The 17,540-nt window shown below is 70.2% G+C and carries 16 protein-coding genes; 3 read left to right on the top strand and 13 right to left on the bottom strand.

Features of this window, described 5'->3' with window-relative positions:
* Positions 1-56: 56 nt before the first annotated feature.
* The 4 genes from J5X86_RS36330 to J5X86_RS36315 all read right to left on the bottom strand — a co-directional run bounded on the left by J5X86_RS36330 (position 57) and on the right by J5X86_RS36315 (position 4,856).
* A complete protein-coding gene (locus J5X86_RS36330; protein ID WP_208520929.1) occupies positions 57-1,484 on the bottom strand; it encodes an alkaline phosphatase family protein in 1,428 nt (475 codons plus the stop codon).
* Positions 1,485-1,672: 188 nt separating this feature from the next.
* Complete coding sequence (locus J5X86_RS36325) at positions 1,673-2,872, bottom strand: dipeptidase (RefSeq protein WP_208520928.1); 1,200 nt, start codon at positions 2,870-2,872, stop codon at positions 1,673-1,675.
* A 194-nt stretch (positions 2,873-3,066) separates the two neighbouring features.
* The gene (gene purE / locus J5X86_RS36320) at positions 3,067-3,591 is read right to left on the bottom strand and encodes a 5-(carboxyamino)imidazole ribonucleotide mutase (RefSeq protein ID WP_208520927.1); all 525 of its coding nucleotides are present in this window, start codon (positions 3,589-3,591) and stop codon (positions 3,067-3,069) included.
* A complete protein-coding gene (locus J5X86_RS36315; RefSeq protein WP_374229324.1) occupies positions 3,588-4,856 on the bottom strand; it encodes a 5-(carboxyamino)imidazole ribonucleotide synthase in 1,269 nt (422 codons plus the stop codon). The genes purE and J5X86_RS36315 overlap by 4 nt, the downstream gene beginning before the upstream one ends.
* 43 nt (positions 4,857-4,899) lie before the next feature.
* On the opposite strand from J5X86_RS36315, the gene J5X86_RS36310 reads away from it, so the two are divergent.
* Positions 4,900-5,427: a GtrA family protein gene (locus J5X86_RS36310; protein ID WP_059145136.1), complete on the top strand. Its 528-nt coding sequence runs from the start codon at positions 4,900-4,902 to the stop codon at positions 5,425-5,427.
* Positions 5,428-5,451: 24 nt separating this feature from the next.
* Here J5X86_RS36310 and J5X86_RS36305 read toward each other — a convergent pair whose 3' ends face one another.
* On the bottom strand, positions 5,452-6,702 hold the full coding sequence (locus J5X86_RS36305) for an ATP-binding protein (RefSeq protein WP_208520925.1): 1,251 nt from the start codon (positions 6,700-6,702) through the stop codon (positions 5,452-5,454).
* 31 nt (positions 6,703-6,733) lie between these two features.
* Positions 6,734-7,414 carry a response regulator transcription factor gene (locus J5X86_RS36300; RefSeq protein ID WP_014061218.1) on the bottom strand — a complete coding sequence of 227 codons (681 nt, stop codon included), beginning with the start codon at positions 7,412-7,414 and terminating at the stop codon, positions 6,734-6,736.
* A gap of 325 nt (positions 7,415-7,739) precedes the next feature.
* On the opposite strand from J5X86_RS36300, the gene J5X86_RS36295 reads away from it, so the two are divergent.
* Positions 7,740-9,266, top strand: coding sequence for a peptide MFS transporter (locus tag J5X86_RS36295; RefSeq protein ID WP_208520924.1), 1,527 nt, complete (start codon positions 7,740-7,742; stop codon positions 9,264-9,266).
* Between the two features lie 94 nt (positions 9,267-9,360).
* On the opposite strand, the gene J5X86_RS36290 is transcribed toward J5X86_RS36295, so the two are convergent.
* The 6 genes from J5X86_RS36290 to J5X86_RS36265 all read right to left on the bottom strand — a co-directional run bounded on the left by J5X86_RS36290 (position 9,361) and on the right by J5X86_RS36265 (position 14,994).
* On the bottom strand, positions 9,361-10,767 hold the full coding sequence (locus tag J5X86_RS36290) for a hypothetical protein (protein ID WP_208520923.1): 1,407 nt from the start codon (positions 10,765-10,767) through the stop codon (positions 9,361-9,363).
* 1 nt (position 10,768) lies between these two features.
* The gene (locus tag J5X86_RS36285) at positions 10,769-11,890 is read right to left on the bottom strand and encodes a hypothetical protein (RefSeq protein ID WP_208520922.1); all 1,122 of its coding nucleotides are present in this window, start codon (positions 11,888-11,890) and stop codon (positions 10,769-10,771) included.
* Positions 11,887-12,855: a hypothetical protein gene (locus J5X86_RS36280; RefSeq protein WP_208520921.1), complete on the bottom strand. Its 969-nt coding sequence runs from the start codon at positions 12,853-12,855 to the stop codon at positions 11,887-11,889. Before J5X86_RS36280 ends, J5X86_RS36285 begins: the two co-directional genes overlap by 4 nt.
* Before the next feature lie 26 nt (positions 12,856-12,881).
* Positions 12,882-13,619, bottom strand: coding sequence for an LPXTG cell wall anchor domain-containing protein (locus tag J5X86_RS36275; protein ID WP_208520920.1), 738 nt, complete (start codon positions 13,617-13,619; stop codon positions 12,882-12,884).
* A gap of 304 nt (positions 13,620-13,923) precedes the next feature.
* Entirely contained in the window at positions 13,924-14,442 is a 519-nt protein-coding gene (locus J5X86_RS36270) for an ATP-binding protein (protein WP_208520919.1), read from the bottom strand.
* A gap of 183 nt (positions 14,443-14,625) precedes the next feature.
* The gene (locus tag J5X86_RS36265) at positions 14,626-14,994 is read right to left on the bottom strand and encodes an STAS domain-containing protein (RefSeq protein ID WP_014061225.1); all 369 of its coding nucleotides are present in this window, start codon (positions 14,992-14,994) and stop codon (positions 14,626-14,628) included.
* Between the two features lie 252 nt (positions 14,995-15,246).
* Here J5X86_RS36265 and J5X86_RS36260 point away from each other — a divergent pair, with 252 nt between their 5' ends.
* Positions 15,247-16,194, top strand: a complete 948-nt coding sequence (locus tag J5X86_RS36260) for an RNA polymerase sigma factor SigF (RefSeq protein WP_119989190.1) — start codon at positions 15,247-15,249, stop codon at positions 16,192-16,194.
* Between the two features lie 120 nt (positions 16,195-16,314).
* Here J5X86_RS36260 and hutI read toward each other — a convergent pair whose 3' ends face one another.
* Positions 16,315-17,520, bottom strand: a complete 1,206-nt coding sequence (hutI, locus tag J5X86_RS36255) for an imidazolonepropionase (RefSeq protein WP_208520918.1) — start codon at positions 17,518-17,520, stop codon at positions 16,315-16,317.
* Positions 17,521-17,540 lie beyond the last annotated feature (20 nt).

Below are 17,540 nucleotides of genomic sequence, written 5' to 3'. Positions count from 1 at the left end.
GACGTAACCGTCGCCCCCGCCGGACGGTCTCCGGCGGGGGCGGCGTCGGGTCGGTTTCAGCGGCGGGGGCGGTGACCGCGTTCCTGCTGCGGGGGCTTCTGGTCGGCGCCCGGCAGGGTCGGCTTCGGGAGGTTCTCGACGTCCTTCTTGGCCTGCTCCAACTGCTCGGCCGTGTCGTCCGGCAGCTTCGGCGGCTTCGGCGCGGCGTGCGAGAAGCCGAAGGCCGAGGTGAGGTCGCCGAAGGTACGGCGGCGCCACTGGCTGATGTTCGGCTCCTCGACCCCGGTCAGCCGCTCCAGGAACTGCAGTACCGAGGTGTGGTCGAACGCCTGGCCCGCGGCCCAGCCGCCCACCGTCCACGGCGAGACGATCAGGCAGGGCACCCGGAAGCCGCCACCGATGGGCAGTCCGCCCACGAACTCGTCCACGGTCCCCTGCTTGGGGGTGGGCGGCGGGACGTGGTCGAACAGACCGTCGTTCTCGTCGTAGTTGAGGATGAAGACGGTCTTGCGCCAGACCTCCGGGTTGGCCGCGATGGCCTCGATCTTCGAGGCCACGTAGTCGGCGCCGGCGGCGGGCAGATAGTCCGGGTGCTCGGACTGGGTGCTGGTGGGGATGATCCAGGAGACGGTCGGCAGCCGGTCGTTGCGGGCGTCTTCCTCGAACGTCCCGGCGGGGCTGACCACCATGCCGCGGTCGTGCAGCGGATCGCCGGGCTTGGCATCCCGGAACTGCTGGAACTGCTCCAGCAGATTGCAGCCGTAGTCGTCCTCCTCCTGGTACACCTTCCAGCTCACACCCGCCTGCTGGAGGCGCTCGGCGTACGTCGTCCAGCGGTACGGCTGCGGGGCGGTGTTGTCCAGGATCGGGCCGCCCTTGCCGCCCGTCGGGTCGATGGTGCCCGTCATCCAGTACAGCCGGTTGGGCCAGGTGGGGCCGAAGACCGAGCAGAAGTAGTTGTCGCAGATCGTGAACGCCTCGGCGAGCGCGAACTGGAACGGGATGTCCTCACGGGTGTGGTAGCCCATGACGTACGGGCCGTTCTTGCCGTCGGCCTTACGGTGCGCGGGCAGCCACTTGTCCATGGCGCCGTTGTTCCACGCCTCGTGCTGCACCGACCAGGCGTGGCTGGTGGAGGGGATCGCCTGGGCGCTGGTGGAGTGGGTGTCCAGATGGAACGGGAGCAGATAGCCGTCCGGGTTCTCCTCGTCCGGCTGGTAGAAGACGGACTTGCCGGTGGAAAGGGTCAGGGCGTCCGGGTCGGCGAAACCGCGCACTCCCTTGAGGGTGCCGAAGTAGTGGTCGAACGAGCGGTTCTCCTGCATCAGCAGGACGACGTGCTCGATGTCGTGGAGGGAGCCGCCCTTGGCCGGGCCGGCGGCTATCGCCTGCTGCACATTCGGCGGCAACAGCGACGCCGCCGCGCCCATACCGAGCGAGCCGGCGGCGGCACCGAGAAGTCTACGGCGGGTGAAGTCGGGCATAACGCCTCTTTCTCGTTGAGCGCGTGAGAGATCGTCAGACCGCTTCGACTCTCTCGCCCGCAAGGCAACGAGGAAGAGGAGAGTTGCGTGAACGATGCATCAAGGCATCGCAAAGGCACCAAGAGCCGCTAAAGCGGCTGTTGGTGCGTCAGGTTGGTCAGTTGGTCAGTGCGCCGGGCGGCGGTGTGTCAGGCGGTGGCCACGCCGTCCAGTTGGTCGATGGTCGCGAGGGAAGGGCCGCGAGTGCTCTGCGCGGCGCGCGCCACGTCCTCGGCACCGCGCAGCGTACGGACCGCGTTCTGCCAGGTCAGCTTGGCGAGGTCGGCCGGTGACCAGCGGCGGTCGAGGAGCTCGGCGATCAGGTTCGGATAGCCCGCGACATCGGTGAGGCCCTCGGGGGTGAAGGCGGTGCCGTCGAAGTCGCCGCCGATGCCGATGTGGTCGATGCCCGCCACCTCGCGCATATGGTCGAGGTGGTCGGCGACGGTCGACACGGTCGCCAGGGGACGCGGGTTGGCCTCCTCGAAGGCCCGCTGGACCTTCATCCCGGCGGGCGTCATCTCCAGCGGATGCATCCCGTGGGCGCGCATGTTCTCGTCCGCCGCCTTGGTCCAGGCGACCGCCTCGGGCAGGACGAACTTGGGGACGAAGGTGGCCATCGCCACGCCCCCGTTGGCGGGCAGCAGCCCCAGCACATCGTCCGGGATGTTGCGCGGATGGTCGCAGACAGCGCGTGCGGAGGAGTGCGAGAAGACCACGGGCGCCTCGGTCACCCGGAGCGCGTCCCGCATGGTGTCGGCCGAGACATGGGAGAGGTCGACGAGCATGCCCAGACGGTTCATCTCGCGCACCACCTCCTCGCCGAAGCGGGTGAGGCCGTGCGCCTTCGGCTCGTCGGTCGCCGAGTCGGCCCAGGGGACGTTGTCGTTGTGGGTGAGCGTCATGTACCGCACGCCCAGGTCGTACAGGGTGCGCAGGGTGGCCAGGGAGCAGTTGATGCTGTGGCCGCCCTCGGCGCCCATGAGGGAGGCGATCCGGCCCTCGGCCCGCGCCGCCTCCATGTCGTCGGCGGTGAGGGCGGGGCGCAGGTCGGTCGCGTAGCGGTCGGTGAAGCGGCGGACGACGTCGATCTGTTCGAGGGTGGCGCTGACGGCGGTGTCGCCGCTGAAGTCCGAGCGCACGTACACCGACCAGAATTGGGCGCCTACGCCGCCCGCGCGGAGGCGGGGGATGTCGGTGTGGGTGTACGGGGTGAGGTCGGCGGCCATGTCGCGCTGGTCGAGGTCGTAGCGGACCTGCTCGCGCAGGGCCCAGGGGAAGTCGTTGTGGCCGTCGACGACGGGGTGGGCGGCCAGCAGGTCGTGGGCTTGCGCGAGGTGATCGGTCATCCTGGCATTTTCGTATGCGGCCGGGTCGAAGTCACGTGTTGGGGGCGCCTGCGGCGGGCCGGCCCCCACCCCGCCCCTTCCCGAACCGGGGCTCCGCCCCGGACCCCGCTCCTCAAACGCCGGAGGGGCTGGAAATGCGGCCCGGGCCGGGAGTCACCAGCTCGGACCGGGATGCGCCTCCCCGGGCACGGAATTCAGCGGCCGAAGCCGAAAGAGTCCGCCCCGTCCACCTTGGCCCGCAGGCGCTTGCCCTTTTCCGTGGCCTGGGCGTTGAGTTCGTCCTGGAACTCGCACATGCGCGCCTGGAGTCCGGGGTCGTGTGCGGCCAGGATCCGGGCGGCGAGCAGGCCCGCGTTGCGGGCGCCGCCGATGGAGACGGTGGCCACCGGGACGCCCGCGGGCATCTGGGCGATCGACAGGAGGGAGTCCATGCCGTCGAGGTACTTCAGCGGTACGGGCACCCCGATCACCGGCAGCGGGGTGACGGACGCGAGCATGCCCGGGAGGTGGGCGGCGCCGCCCGCGCCCGCGATGATGGCCTTGAGGCCGCGGGACGCCGCGTTCTCCCCGTAGGCGACCATCTCGCGCGGCATGCGGTGGGCCGAGACGACATCCACCTCATACGGGACCTCGAACTCGTCCAGGGCCTTGGCCGCTTCTTCCATGACGGGCCAGTCGGAGTCGGAGCCCATGACGATGCCGATCACAGGAGCGCTCATTCGGTGATGGTCCCTCGGAGGTAGTCGGCAGCGTGCCGGCCGCGCTCGCGCACATCGGCCAGGTCGTCGCCATAGGTGTTGACGTGGCCGACCTTGCGCCCGGGCTTCACGTCCTTGCCATACATATGGATCTTGAGCGCCGGGTCGCGCGCCATGCAGTGCAGATACGCCCCGTACATATCGGGGTAGTCGCCGCCGAGCACATTGGTCATCACGGTCCACGGCGCGCGCGGCCGCGGATCGCCGAGCGGGAGGTCCAGCACGGCCCGCACATGGTTGGCGAACTGGGAGGTGACGGCGCCGTCCTGGGTCCAGTGACCGGAGTTGTGGGGGCGCATCGCCAGCTCGTTGACCAGCAGCCGGCCGTCGCGGGTCTCGAACAGCTCGACCGCGAGATGGCCGACCACCCCGAGCTCCGCCGCGATCTTCAGCGCCATCTCCTGCGCCGTGCCGGACAGCTCCTCGGAGAGGCCGGGGGCCGGAGCGATCACGGTGTCGCAGACCCCGTCCACCTGGATCGACTCCACGACGGGGTAGGCGACGGCCTGGCCGTGCGGGGACCGTACGACGTTGGCGGCGAGCTCACGGGCGAAGTCGACCATCTCCTCGGCGAGGACAGGGACCCCCGCGCGGAACGGCTCGGCCGCCTCTTCCACACCGCGGACGACCCAGACGCCCTTGCCGTCGTAACCGCCGCGCACCGTCTTGAGGACGACCGGAAATCCGTCGCCCTCGCCCGCTTCCGCCGCGAACCGCGCGACGTCCTCGGGGTCGGTCACGATGCGGTGGCGGGGGCACGGCACACCGGCCTCACTCAGCCGCTCGCGCATCACCCCCTTGTCCTGGGCGTGCAGCAGCGCCTCGACTCCGGGGCGGATGACCACCCCATCCGCTTCCAGGACGCGCAGATGCTCCGCCGGGACATGCTCGTGGTCGAAAGTGACCACATCACAGCCTTGTGCGAAAGCACGAAGAACGTCCAGGTCGCGGTAGTCGCCGATGACGACATCGCTGACCACCTGGGCCGCCGAATCCTGGGGGGTGTCACTGAGGAGCTTGAATTTGATGCCGAGGGGGATGCCCGCCTCATGGGTCATACGGGCGAGCTGGCCGCCACCGACCATGCCGACTACCGGGAATGTCACCCTCCCAGGGTAACTTCCTCCGCCGACCGGCCCTGACCTGCGTCGGAGGAACCTCCAGAGATACGCACCGGACACTTGATCGCGACCTGAAGGGCACGGGGCACGGCCGCTGGTTAGCATGGGGGGATGGACGACACCGACGGGACGGGGCTGAACGATCACCATGAGTGAACGGAGCACACTCGGCGGGCTGCGCGCCCAGATGGGGCAACTGGCCCGCGAGATCGCGAAGTTCGGGGTGGTCGGCGGTGCCGGCGTCTTCGTCAATCTCGCGGTGTTCAACCTGGTCCGCAGCGTCACCGAACTGCCGGTGGTGCGGGCCAGCATCGTGGCCACGGTGGTCGCCACCGGCTTCAACTACGTGGGCTACCGCTACTTCACCTACCGGGACCGCGACAAGCAGGGCCGCACCAAGGAGCTCAGCCTCTTTCTGCTGTTCAGCGCCATCGGCCTGATCATCGAGAACGGTGTGCTCTACGCCGCCACCTACGGCTTCGGGTGGGACAGCTCGCTGCAGAGCAATGTGTTCAAGTTCCTCGGCATCGGCCTGGGCACCCTCTTCCGCTTCTGGTCCTACCGGACCTGGGTGTTCCGGACACTGCCCGCGCGGGACGCCGTCGTGCGCGCGGAAGCCTTCCTGTCCGACGCGCCGCCCGCCCAGGCCACCCGTAAGCAGCCGGTCCGCAAGTAGCGCCCGAGGGGCCTCGGGCGCCGCTCAGGAGCCCGAGGCGTCCTCGGCCTCCCGGCTGAGGAAGAGCGCGAACACCGGCGGATGCTGCTGCAGCAGCTCCAGCCGGCCGCCGTCCGCCTCGGCCAGATCCCGTGCGACGGCCAGCCCGAGCCCGGTGGAGTTCCGTCCGCTGACGGTCCGCTCGAAGACCCGCGCCCCCAGATCCGGGGAGACCCCGGGCCCCTCGTCGGAGACCTCCACCACGGCCTGGTTGCCGGTGACCCGGGTACGCAGCGCGACCGTGCCGTCACCATGCATCAGCGAGTTCTCGATCAGCGTCGCCAGCACCTGGGCGACCGCGCCCGGGGTGCCCACGGCGCGCAGCCCCTTCTTGCCCGAGCGCACGATGGCGCGGCCCTCGCTGCGGGAGGCCGGGCGCCACTCCTCGATCTGCTGCTTGACGACCTCGTCCAGGTCGAAGGCGACCGCGGAGCCGCTGCGCGGATCGCGCGAATTGGTCAGCAGCCGCTGGACGACGTCGGTGAGCCGCTCCACCTGCCCCAGCGCGATCGTCGCCTCCTCCTTCACCGTCTCCGGGTCGTCGGTGAGCGTGATCTCCTCCAGCCGCATCGACAGCGCGGTCAGCGGCGTACGGAGCTGATGAGAGGCGTCCGCTGCCAGCCGCCGCTCCGCGGTGAGCATCCGGGCGATGCGCTCGGCGCTCCCGTCCAGCACGTCGGCGACCCGGTCCAGCTCCGGCACCCCGTAGCGCCGGTGGCGCGGCCGGGGGTCCCCGGAGCCCAGCCGCTCGGCGGTCTCCGCGAGGTCGGTGAGCGGGGCGGAGAGCCGGTGCGCCTGGCGTACGGCGAGGGCGACGGCGGCGAGCACGGCGAGCAGCGCGACGGCGAGGATGATCAGCATGGTGCGGCCGACCTCGCGGCTCACCGTGGTCCGGGACGCCTCGACCCGTACGACCTCGCCCTGCTCACCCGCCTCCTCGGCGGAGATGACACTGCCCGTGGGGCGCTTGCCGATCTCCACATTGCGGTGGTCGGGCATCCTGATCACGGCATAGCGGCCGGGCTCGATCTGCTCGCGCAGCACTCTGGGGGTGACCCCCTCGCCCCCCAGCAGCCTGCTGTCGACGATGCTGACCAGGCGCACCGCGTCGGAGCTCACGCTCTCCTGGGCGCTGTTCTCGATGGTCCGCGTCTCGACGATGACCAGCGACAGGCCGAAGACCGCGATGACGACGAGCACCACGGCCAGCGTGGAGTTGATCAAGCGACGGCGCATTGCCCTACCGTGTCAGCCCTGGTCAGTTTCTTCAGCTTTTCTCGAATCGGAAGCCGACGCCACGAACGGTGGCGATATAGCGGGGGTTGGCCGCATCGTCACCGAGCTTCTTGCGCAGCCAGGAGATGTGCATGTCGAGGGTCTTGGTGGAGGACCACCAGGTGGTGTCCCACACCTCGCGCATGAGCTGATCGCGGGTGACGACCCGCCCGGCGTCCCGCACCAGGACGCGCAGCAGATCGAACTCCTTGGCGGTCAGCTGCAGCTCCTCGTCGCCCATCCAGGCGCGGTGCGACTCGACGTCGATCCGCACCCCATGGGTGGCCGGCTGCTGTTGCTGCGTCTCGACGGCACCGCGCCGCAGCAGCGCCCGGACCCGGGCGAGCAGTTCGGCGAGCCGGAAGGGCTTGGTGACGTAGTCGTCGGCACCGGCGTCCAGGCCGACCACCGTGTCCACCTCGTCCGCGCGGGCCGTGAGCACCAGCACCGGAAAGCCGTGGCCCTCCGTACGGAGCCGACGGCAGACCTCGAGCCCGTCCATCCCGGGCAGGCCGAGGTCGAGGACGAGCAGGTCGACGCCTCCTTGCAAACCGGCGTCGAGCGCGGTGGGTCCATCCTCGCGCACCTCGACCTCGTACCCCTCGCGGCGCAGGGCGCGGGCGAGCGGCTCCGAGATGGATGCGTCATCCTCGGCGAGCAGTACTCGGGTCATGGGGGTGATGGTAGTCCGCTGAGGTCGGGGCACGGGGCGCGTACGGCGCGACGGACGGTGCACGGAAGGTTGCACGCCTCCGCCGTGAGCTATCTCTCACCGTCTCCAAGAGTGTCAAGTACGTGTCGTATGGTGAAACAACGTCTGTAGCACTCCTCCGGGACCTTTGGTGACGACGACGCACCCAAGGGTCTCTGTCATGTCCGGAGCGAGGAAGGGGCCGGCACGACCGGCCCGGACCACGTCCGGCGCTCAGTCGCTCAGCCATCCCCCCATGGGCGCTGGCCCTGTCGGCAGCGCTCTCTGAGCACGCAAGGAAACCACCATGGCGTCCAGCCTGACGAAGGGCGCCACCGCGCAGGGGACCCCTGCCGGCGGCAAGACCTTCTTCGGCCACCCCCGCGGCCTGGCCACTCTCTTCATGATCGAGATGTGGGAGCGGTTCAGCTTCTACGGCATGCGGGCCCTCCTCGTGGTCTATCTGATCTCCGGCGGCCCCGACGCCAAGGCCGGCGGGCAGGGCGGCGGGCTCGGGCTGACCGAGGGCAACGCGGTGGCCATCTACTCGGTCTACCTGGCCATGGTCTATCTGCTGGCCATGCCGGGCGGCTGGTTCGGCGACCGGGTGTGGGGCCCGCGCAAGACGGTGGTCATCGCGTCCGGGATCGTCATGGCCGGGCATCTGGCGCTCTCCGTCCCCGGCCAGGCGACCTTCTTCGTCGGCCTCGCCCTGGTGGCGCTCGGCTCCGGTCTGATCAAGGCCAACATCTCGACGATGGTGGGCCAGCTCTACGACGGTCCGCAGGACCCGCGCCGGGACGGCGGCTTCACCCTCTTCTACATCGGCATCAACGTCGGTGCCTTCGCCGCTCCGTTGGTGATCGGCACCGTCGGCCAGTCGTACAACTGGCACCTGGGCTTCGCACTCGCCGCGCTGGGCATGGCGCTGGGTCTGGTCCAGTTCCTGATCGGCACCCGCCATCTGAGCCCGGAGAGCAACGTCGTCCCCACCCCGCTGGCGACCGAGGAGCGCCGCTCCTGGCTGCGCAAGGCGATGATCTGGCTGATCGTCGCCGCGGTCTTCTACACCGGCGTGGTGCTCAGCGGGAGCTGGACCCTCAACTGGGTGCTGATCCCGATCACCATCCTGGGCCTGATCATTCCGACCGGGGTGCTCATCCGGATCAAGCGCGACCGGGACCTCTCGGCCGTCGAGCAGACCAAGGTGAGCGGCTACATCTGGTTCTTCGTGGCCGCCGCGGTGTTCTGGATGATCTACGACCAGGGCGGTTCGACGCTGTCCGCCTTCGCCGAGTCCAAGACCGCGGACACGATCTTCGGGCTGCACTTCCCGTCCTCGTGGTTCCAGTCGGTCAACCCGCTGATGATCATGGCGCTGGCCCCGGTCTTCGCCTGGCTGTGGCTGTGGCTGGCGCGGCGTGACCGGGAGCCGAACACCACGCTGAAGTTCGCGATGGCCCTGGTCCTGATCGGCGCCTCGTTCTTCGTCTTCGTCGTGCCGATGGGGATGGCCCAGGACGGGACGAAGGTCAGCCCGCTGTGGCTGGTGTCGATCTACATGGTCCAGACGATGGGTGAGCTGTGCCTGTCGCCGGTCGGCCTGTCGGTGACCACCAAGATGGCGCCGGCGAAGTACGCCAGCCAGATGATGGGCGTGTGGTTCCTGGCCGTGACCGCGGGCGACTGCATCACGGGGCTGCTGTCCATCGCCGGGGTCGACCTGAGCGGCGTCGGGGTGATCACGTTGGAGGCGGCCATGGCGGCGCTCGCGGGCTTCGCGGTCTTCATGTACCGGAAGAAGGTCGTGGCCCTGATGGCCGACGTCCACTGACGTTGGCAGCGGTACGCCGTACTCCGTAGCGATACGAGGGGCCCGGCGCGGGAAACCGCGCCGGGCCCTTCGCCGTTCCGGGTGACTACTCGGTTCAGCGGGTGGTGCCGCGCAGCTTGCGCCACGGGGTGAGGGTGAAGATGGCGCCGCCGAGCAGAACGGTGGTACCGGCGATCAGGGCGAGCGCCTTCAGCCCGCCGTGGTCACTGGCACCGGTGTCGGCGAGCCCGCCGCTGGTGGCCGAACCGCCGCTGCCCGAGGTGCCGCTGCCGCCGGAGGTGCCACCCCCGGAGCCGCTGCCCCCGGTCGTGCCACCGCCGGTCGTGTCACCGCCGGTGGTGCCGCCGGGCTGGCCGGTGGTGTCCAGTTCGAGCGAGGCGCCGGGGTCCTTGGACGGGGTGCAGGTGGTGGTCGTACCGAGCGCCTTGACCGTCAGCACGCCGGGAGTGAGCGTCGACTTGCCGCTCGCGCCCGGCTTGTAGGTGCCGGTGAGGTCGGGGATCTCGATCGGATCACCGGACTTGATGGGCCCCTTGTTGGTCGGCCCCGCCACGGCGACGGTGCCCTTGTCCGCACCGCCGACCTTGACGGCCATCGACGGCTTGACCGAATCGGCGGGGATATCGGCCGGGCTGTCCATCACGGACTTGCCGAACTTCACGGTCAGCGCGAAGCTCCCGCCGCTCTTGGTGGCGTTGATCTGGACCGGGGAGGTCGCGTTCTTGTCGCCGATGGGGGTCTTGCAGGCGTAGGCGACCTCAACCTCCTTGCCGGTGTACGAATCGTCTCCGCCGCCCCCGCCACCGGTGTTCCCGCTGGTGGTGCCACTGGTCGTGCCGCTCGTGGTGCCACTGGTGGTACCGCTGGTCGTCCCGCTCGTCGTACCACTGGTGGTGCCACTTGTCGTGCCGCTGGTCGTCCCGCTCGTGGTGCCGCTCGTCGTGCCGCCCGGACCGCTGCCGCCGTCCGTCACCTTGATGGTCGCGGCGGCCTTGACGGCCTCCTTAGCCGAGCACTTGGTGTCCGTGGACAGCGGCTTGCTGACATTGATGTTGTAGCCGCCGGGCGTCAGCGTCACCTCGCCCGCCTTCGTGAGCTTCAGCTTCCCCTTCATGTCGGAGAGCTTCATCTCACCGCCCTTGGGGATCGCCGGGTTCTCCCGCGGCCCCTCCAGGGACAGGTCACCGGTCTGTGCGCCGCCCACCGTGATGGTGCCGGTCGGCAGGATGGTGTTGGCCTCCAGGTCGAGGATCGGCGGGTTCTTGGAGGCGGCCTGCACCGTCTTCCACACCACCTCGACCTCCTCCCCGACCTTGGCCGTCGCCGGTGCCGTCACGGCCACGGTCGTGGTGCCCTCCACCGGCGGCAGACCGGAGATCGGAGGCGGTAGACACTCGGTCTTGTACGAGACCTCGGCGCCCTCTGCGCTGCCCGCGCCGAGCAGCACGCCCGCACCGCCGAGCAGCAGCGCGACGGCGGCCGCACTCACTCTTCGTCGCATCTCAGGTGGTTCCTTTCGGAGTCGATCGGATCTCCTCGGACGGTGCGGAAATCTGGTGGTGCGGCGGTGCCTCCGGCGCCGTGTCGGGGGTGAACCAGGGCAGCGCCGGATGCGCGCCGTTCGCCGCGGCCGGTCCGGACGCGGTTGATCCGGACGCGGTTGATCCGGACGCGGTTGATCCGGACGCGGTTGATCCGGACGACGGGGGCGTGGATGGGCGCGGCGGTGGCGCGGCCCGGGACGTACGGGGCCGTACCTTGTCCACGACGGCCATGCCGATCCGGAAGACCGTCGCCGCGACCACCACGCACAGCAGGACCCAGAAGAGCGTGACGCCCCAGGGCCGCCCCACCGTCCACGGCTGTTCGACGAGCAGCTTGGCTCCGTAGCGCAGCGAGACCAGATAGTCGCCATGGGCCCCGGCCGACAGTTCGACGTCCAGCTTGACCTGCGTCTTCTTCCCGGGCTGGAGCGTCCCCCGCCATCGCTGCTCCTCCCAGGAGGGGGCGAAGACGCCATGCGAGGTGCCCACTTCGAAGACCGGATCGCGGGCGGGGGTCGAGCCGAGATTGCCGACGGTGACGACGAGCCGTCGACTCGGCGGTGCGCCGAACCAGGTCAGCAGCCCGCTGGACCCGTCGAGCCGGGCCGAGAGCACGCTCAGCCGCTCGCCTCCGCTCCGCTCCTTCGGCAGCGGCGCGACCGGATGCCCGGCGACCTTGAACGCCACGTCCGCGGCGGCGGCCTCACCGGTCGCGGTCGCTATATGGATGACACAGGGACAGGGTTTGGGCGGCTCGGCGACCGGCAGTTTCTTGGTGAAGGTGCCGTCCGCGCCGACGGTGACCGCCCTGCCGTCGCCGTTGGCGCAGGAGTTGGTGCCGCCGATCATGTTCTGCCCGCAGATGAGCAGCGTGAGCAGGGCACGCGGCCGCCATCGGGCGCCGGTCACGGTGACCGTGCCGCCCGTGCCCGCCTCGGCCTGGGAGACTTTCGCGGTCGGGCCCTCGGCCGCCTTGGCGCCGCCCGTAAGGGGCGCGCCGAGGGTGAGGAGGACCAGGGCGAGCACGGTGACCACGGCTGAGGGCCGGGCCGGGGTGCCTGCGAATCGGCATGCGTTCACGTGGTCGCTCCTGCCCCTGTGCTCTGCGGTTGTGGCTGCGGTCGCGGGGTGCGGGGTCGGCGCCGTCGTCTTCGCAGCAGCCAGACGCCTCCGCCGGTGCCCGCGCCCACCAGAGCCGCCGCCGCGGGGGCGAGCAGCCACCAGGGGACGGCCGTGTATCCGGCGGTCGCCGTTGCGTGCGCGCCCCCGTCCGCGGTGACCGTGAGCCGCACGTCCACCGAGTCGAGGGCGGGCGGGTGCGGCCAGCTCTCGGTGAGCCGCACCCGTTTGCCCGGCGGCAGCTCGACCGGCAGGGTGCGGGGGTCCCGGCGCAGCACCTGGCCGAAGAGCCCGTCGGCGCGTACGGCCAGCCGCGGGGTGAGCACGGTGTTGCCGCGGTTGACGAGGGCGTAGCGGATGGCCGCCCGGTCGCCGCGGCCCTGGATCGTCACGTCCTCCACGGCGAGGGCGGACAGCGTCGCGCCGCTGATCCGCAGCCGCAGCCGGACCGCGATCTCGCGGTCGCCGGAGGAGACCATGACCGCGCCGGGGCGTTCGCCGGGCACCGCGTCGGAGGGGACGGTGACGGTGAAGGGGATGTCGGCGCGGGTGCGGGGCGGCACCGTCACCCGCTGTTCGGCGAGCGCGATACGGGCGCCGTCGGCGCCGCGCAGCCGGACGGTGCGGGGGCGCTCGCCCTTGTTGGTGACCGACAGCTTGTCCTCCAGGACGGCGCCGGGCCCGCCTTCGAGGTAGATGTACGGCCGGTCGCCCGCGCCCGGTGCGCTGCCGCCCCCGGCGGCGGGAGCCGCCGACCAGTCGGGTCCGGCGGCGGCAGCCGGGGAGGCCCAGGACACCGGGCTCGCCGGGGTCACCAGGGAGGCGGCCAGCAGGGCCGGGGCACAGACGCGGACGGCTGGGCGGATGACGGCGTGCATGGCTGCACGGCTGACCGCTCGGCTCACTGCACGGATACGCGACGGCATCGGCGGCTCCTCGGCTGCCGCGAGCGTCAGGGGGTCCGCTGACGGCGGGTCAGCCAGAGCGCCCCGGCCACTCCGGCGAGCAGCACCGTGCCGCCGAGGGTGCCGAGCGCGACGGCGGAGTCCGCTGGTCCGGTCTGTGGCAGTTGGTCGTTGCCGGAGCCGCCCTGCGCACCGCCGGATCCGCCTGTGCCGCCCGTACTGCCCGTACCGCCGGTGGAGCCGGAGTCCCCGCCGCCCGCGCCCTTGACGTCCAGCGTCAGCGAGGGCTTGGGGTTGTTGCCCGGGGTGCAGGTGGTGGTCGTTCCCAGCGCCTTGATGGTGAGGGTGGAGGCGGTGAAGGTGACCTTTCCGCTCTTCTTGGGGGTGTAGGTGCCCGACAGATCACTGATCTTGATCGGGGTGTTGGCCGGGATGGCCTTGTCGTTGGCGGGCCCCGACACCGACAGCGTGCCGCTCTCCGCTCCGCCCAGTTTGATGAGCGCGCTGGGGTGCATGGCGCCCTTACCGAGCTCGACGGGGCTGGAGGAGACGCCCTTCTCGAAGGACATCGTGAGCTTGTAGGAGCCGCCGCTCGCGACGCTCTTGATATCGATGGGCGATACGGCGCTCTTGTCGCCGATCGGTGTCTTGCACTGGTAGTCGACGTCCACGGTGTCGGCGTGCGCGGCCGGGGCGGTGAGGAGCACCACGGAGCCGGCCAGGGCCGCCGCGAGCGTGAGGGCGCCGCCACGGCCGGCCGGGCGCCGTTGGTTGTGGGACACCACGAGATCCCCTCTCGTCAAGCGCCGCAGCCGAATGTAACTGACGGCACATCAGATTGGGCGCTGACGGTACGCCGGGGACCTTGCCAAGGGAAGACAAAAAGCACGCCGGATCGGCGCGAAGCGGAGAAGAGGGGTGAAGTGGCCGCCGCGGCGGCGGGGATCAGGCGGGCCCGGGGCCGGAAAAGCCGGAGGAGACCCCGGCCGTGGATGGCACGGCCGGGTCGACCACGGCCGGGCCGGCGCGGCGGATCAGCCGGGCCTGCGGGTGGACGGTGGCATCACGGTGGGGCCTGAGCCGCGCTCTTCAGCCCGGCGCGGCGAGTTCGGCCCAGACCGTCTTGCCGGATCCCTCCACGTTCCGCACGACCCCCCAGTCGAGGCACAGCCGCTGGACGATGAACATGCCGTGGCCGCCGGGCCGGCCGGCGCGGTGCGGGGTGCGCGGCGCGGGCGTACCGGTGCCGAGGTCCACGACCTCGAGGCGGAGCACCTTGGCGTTGCAGCTCACGCGCAGCTCCTCGGGGCCCTCGGCGTGCAGACAGGCGTTGGTGACCAGTTCGGAGACGACGAGCAGGACGTCCTCGGCGGCGGCCCGGTGGTCGGCGGTCGCGGCCGGAAGCCACCCCCAGTCGCGCAGCGCCTCGCGTGTGAAGTCGCGGGCGCGCGGAACGGCCCCGCTGGCCCCGATCAGAGCGAGCCTGCGGGTCTGGCGGATGGGGCCGGCGGTCGGGGGTGCCGGGGGTGCCGGTGGGGAGGCCGAAGCCGCGGGGCCGTCCGGGTCCGGGCCGCGGTCGCCCGGCGGGTACGGCCGGGTGGTGCTCATCAGCGCTTCACCTCACCGATTCACCGATTCAGGGTCAAGGGATACCTGATCTCTTCAACAGTTTCAGCCTGTCTCCTGCCCGGCCAAAGCGTGAGAACACCCACTACTTCCGCCCCACCGATGTGACGCGGGCAACGCATCGATGACCCACCGATGACACGCCGGAAACAGGAGTGATCTATGTCACTCGACAAGGGCCGCGTCAAGCGACTCATGCACCGTAAAGACGGCGTCCGCGCCCGTGATCTCGAACACTCGGGCAACGATCGGCAGCATCCCGGCCAGATGGACGCCACCGCCTTCGGCCTCGGCCTTGAGTCGTGCGCCGAGGAGGACATTGAGCCCGGTGGAGTCGCAGAACTCCAGCTTCGAGCAGTCCACCACCAGCCGGACACGTCCCCCCTCTACGCACTTCTCGAGCGGCTCGCGCAGCACTTCGGCGGTGTGGTGATCCAGCTCACCCGCCGGTGTCACGATCGCGCTCGCCCCGTGGTGCCGAACCTCGACCTGGAGCCGGCCTTTGCTGGCGCTGCCGACCATCCCGCGGTCCATCTGCGCACCTCTTCTGGCGTCTCGTTGCTTTCGATTGCGCGCATCGAACCCTACGCCTTCTACCCGGTCCTCTGGTAGCTGAACATTTCGCATAGTTCGGCAAATATGGACAACGTGGACTTGCCACTTGGTGGCTGATGCAGGTAGGCGTAGAGAGTCACATCCGCTTACGGCCCGGCTTTGGAGGCGCCGCTCACCGGAGCAGCACGTTATGGCACCGGCAGCCATATGCCGAGAACGATGGAGGAGACTATGTCACCCCGCCTCGACGACACGCGTACCGAACCCTCGGGGAGTACTCGGACCACCGTTTCGTCGGCCCCCCTGCCCGAGCAGTTCACCCCCGACGCCGACGCCCAGGCGACCGTTGGCCACCTCTTCGACGAGCTGCCGGAATTGTCCGATCTGCCGGAAATACCTCCTTATGACACGGTAGCACCGGTAGACGCGAGGGCTCTGTCGAAGACCCTTTTCGAGCGTCTCGAGGTGCTGGAGGAAGGCACCCACGAATACGCCTATGTGCGTAACACCCTGGTCGAGCTCAACTTGGCGCTGGTCAAGTTCGCCGCCTCCCGGTTCCGCTCCCGCAGCGAGCCGATGGAGGACATCGTCCAGGTCGGCACCATCGGCCTGATCAAGGCCATCGACCGCTTCGAGACCGGCCGGGGCGTCGAGTTCCCGACCTTCGCGATGCCGACGATCGTCGGCGAGATCAAGCGCTTCTTCCGCGACACGAGCTGGTCGGTGCGCGTACCGCGGCGGCTGCAGGAGCTCCGTCTCGACCTGGCCAAGGCCGGCGACGAACTCGCCCAGCGGCTGGACCGCGCCCCCACCGTCAGCGAGCTGGCCCAGCGGCTGGACATCAGCCAGGCCGAGGTCGTCGAGGGCATGGCCGCGAGCAACGCGTACACCGCGAGCTCGCTGGACGCCCAGCCGGAGGAGGACGACTCCGAGGGAGCGCTGGCGGACCGGATCGGCTACGAGGACCACGGACTCGAAGGCATCGAGTACGTCGAGTCCCTGAAGCCGCTGATCGCCGATCTGTCCGCGCGCGACCGGAAGATCCTCTCCCTGCGCTTCGTGGCGAATATGACGCAGTCGGAGATCGGTGAGGAGCTGGGCATCTCCCAGATGCATGTCTCGCGGCTGCTGTCGCGCACCCTCCGTCGGCTCCGTAAGGGTCTGATGATCGAGGAGTGACGCCTCCGCAGACGGGTAAGGGCCCGCCCCCGGCCGACCGGGACGGGCCCTTATTCGTGCGCGCTGCCGTTCGCCCTCAGGTCTCGTCAGATCGCTGCCGTTCCGTCAGATCAGGTCACGTCAGATCAGGTTGCCGTTGTGCCACACCGCCGAGACCAGCGGGACACCGGGGCGGTAGGCGAGGTGCACATGGGACGGGGCGTCCAGCAGCACCAGATCGGCGCGGGCACCCGGGCTCACCCGGCCCACGTCGGTACGGTGCAGGGCCCGCGCCCCACCGGCCGTGGCGGCCCACACCGCCTCGTCGGGCGTCATCCCCATCTCCCGTACGGCCAGGGCGACGCAGAACGGCATGGAGCTGGTGAAGGACGAGCCCGGGTTGCAGTCCGGGGACAGCGCGACCGTGGCGCCCGCGTCGAGCAGCCGGCGCGCGTCCGGATAGGTCGAGCGGGTGGAGAACTCCGCCCCGGGGAGCAGGGTTGCGACCGTCTCCCCCTGGGCCAGCGCGTCGACGTCCGCATCGGTCAGATGGGTGCAGTGGTCGGCTGAGGCGGCGCCCAGCTCCACCGCGAGCTGCACCCCTGGGCCGTAGGAGAGCTGGTTGGCGTGGACCCGCGGGATCAGCCCGCGCTCCTTGCCCGCGGTCAGGATGGTGCGGGCCTGGTCGCCGTCGAAGGCGCCCTGCTCGCAGAAGACATCGATCCAGCGGGCGTACGGGGCGCAGGCGTCCAGCATCGGGCCGGTGACCAGATCCACGTACGCGGCCGGGTCGTCGGCGAACTCGGGGGCGACGATATGCGCCCCGAGGAAGGTCACCTCGTCGGTGTGGGCACCGGCGATGGTCAGCGCGCGGGCCTCGTCCTGCGAGGTCAGCCCGTAGCCGGACTTGATCTCGACGGTCGTGGTGCCCTGGCGGCGCGCCTCGGCCACATAGCGGCCGACGTTGGCGTGCAGCACGTTGTTCGACGCGGCGCGGGTGGCGGCGACGGTCGTGCGGATGCCGCCGGCGCTGTACGGGCGGCCGGACATCCGGGCGTTGAACTCCTCGGTCCGGTCGCCCGCGAAGACCAGATGGGAGTGGGAGTCCACAAAGCCCGGAATGGCGGCCCGGCCACCGGCGTCGACCCGGTTGTCGGTGGCGGGTGCTTTGCTGGACTCACCGACCCAGGCGATGCGGTCGCCGTCGATGACGACAGCCGCGTCCCGGATCAGGCCGAGGGGGCCTTCACCGAGGGAGGGGTCATTGGTGACCAGACCGGCGATGTCGGTGATGGCGGTCGTGGTCGGCGCGGTCGTCGCAGTCGTCGCAGTCGTCGCGGTGGTCATCGTGGGGGTGTTCTCCTTCG

It is taken from the genome of Streptomyces sp. NEAU-YJ-81 (assembly GCF_017592595.1).
In the GTDB taxonomy this organism is placed as follows: domain Bacteria; phylum Actinomycetota; class Actinomycetes; order Streptomycetales; family Streptomycetaceae; genus Streptomyces; species Streptomyces hygroscopicus_B.
The sequence above is the reverse complement of the archived record's forward strand: the minus strand, read 5'-3'. Positions and strand labels throughout refer to the sequence as shown.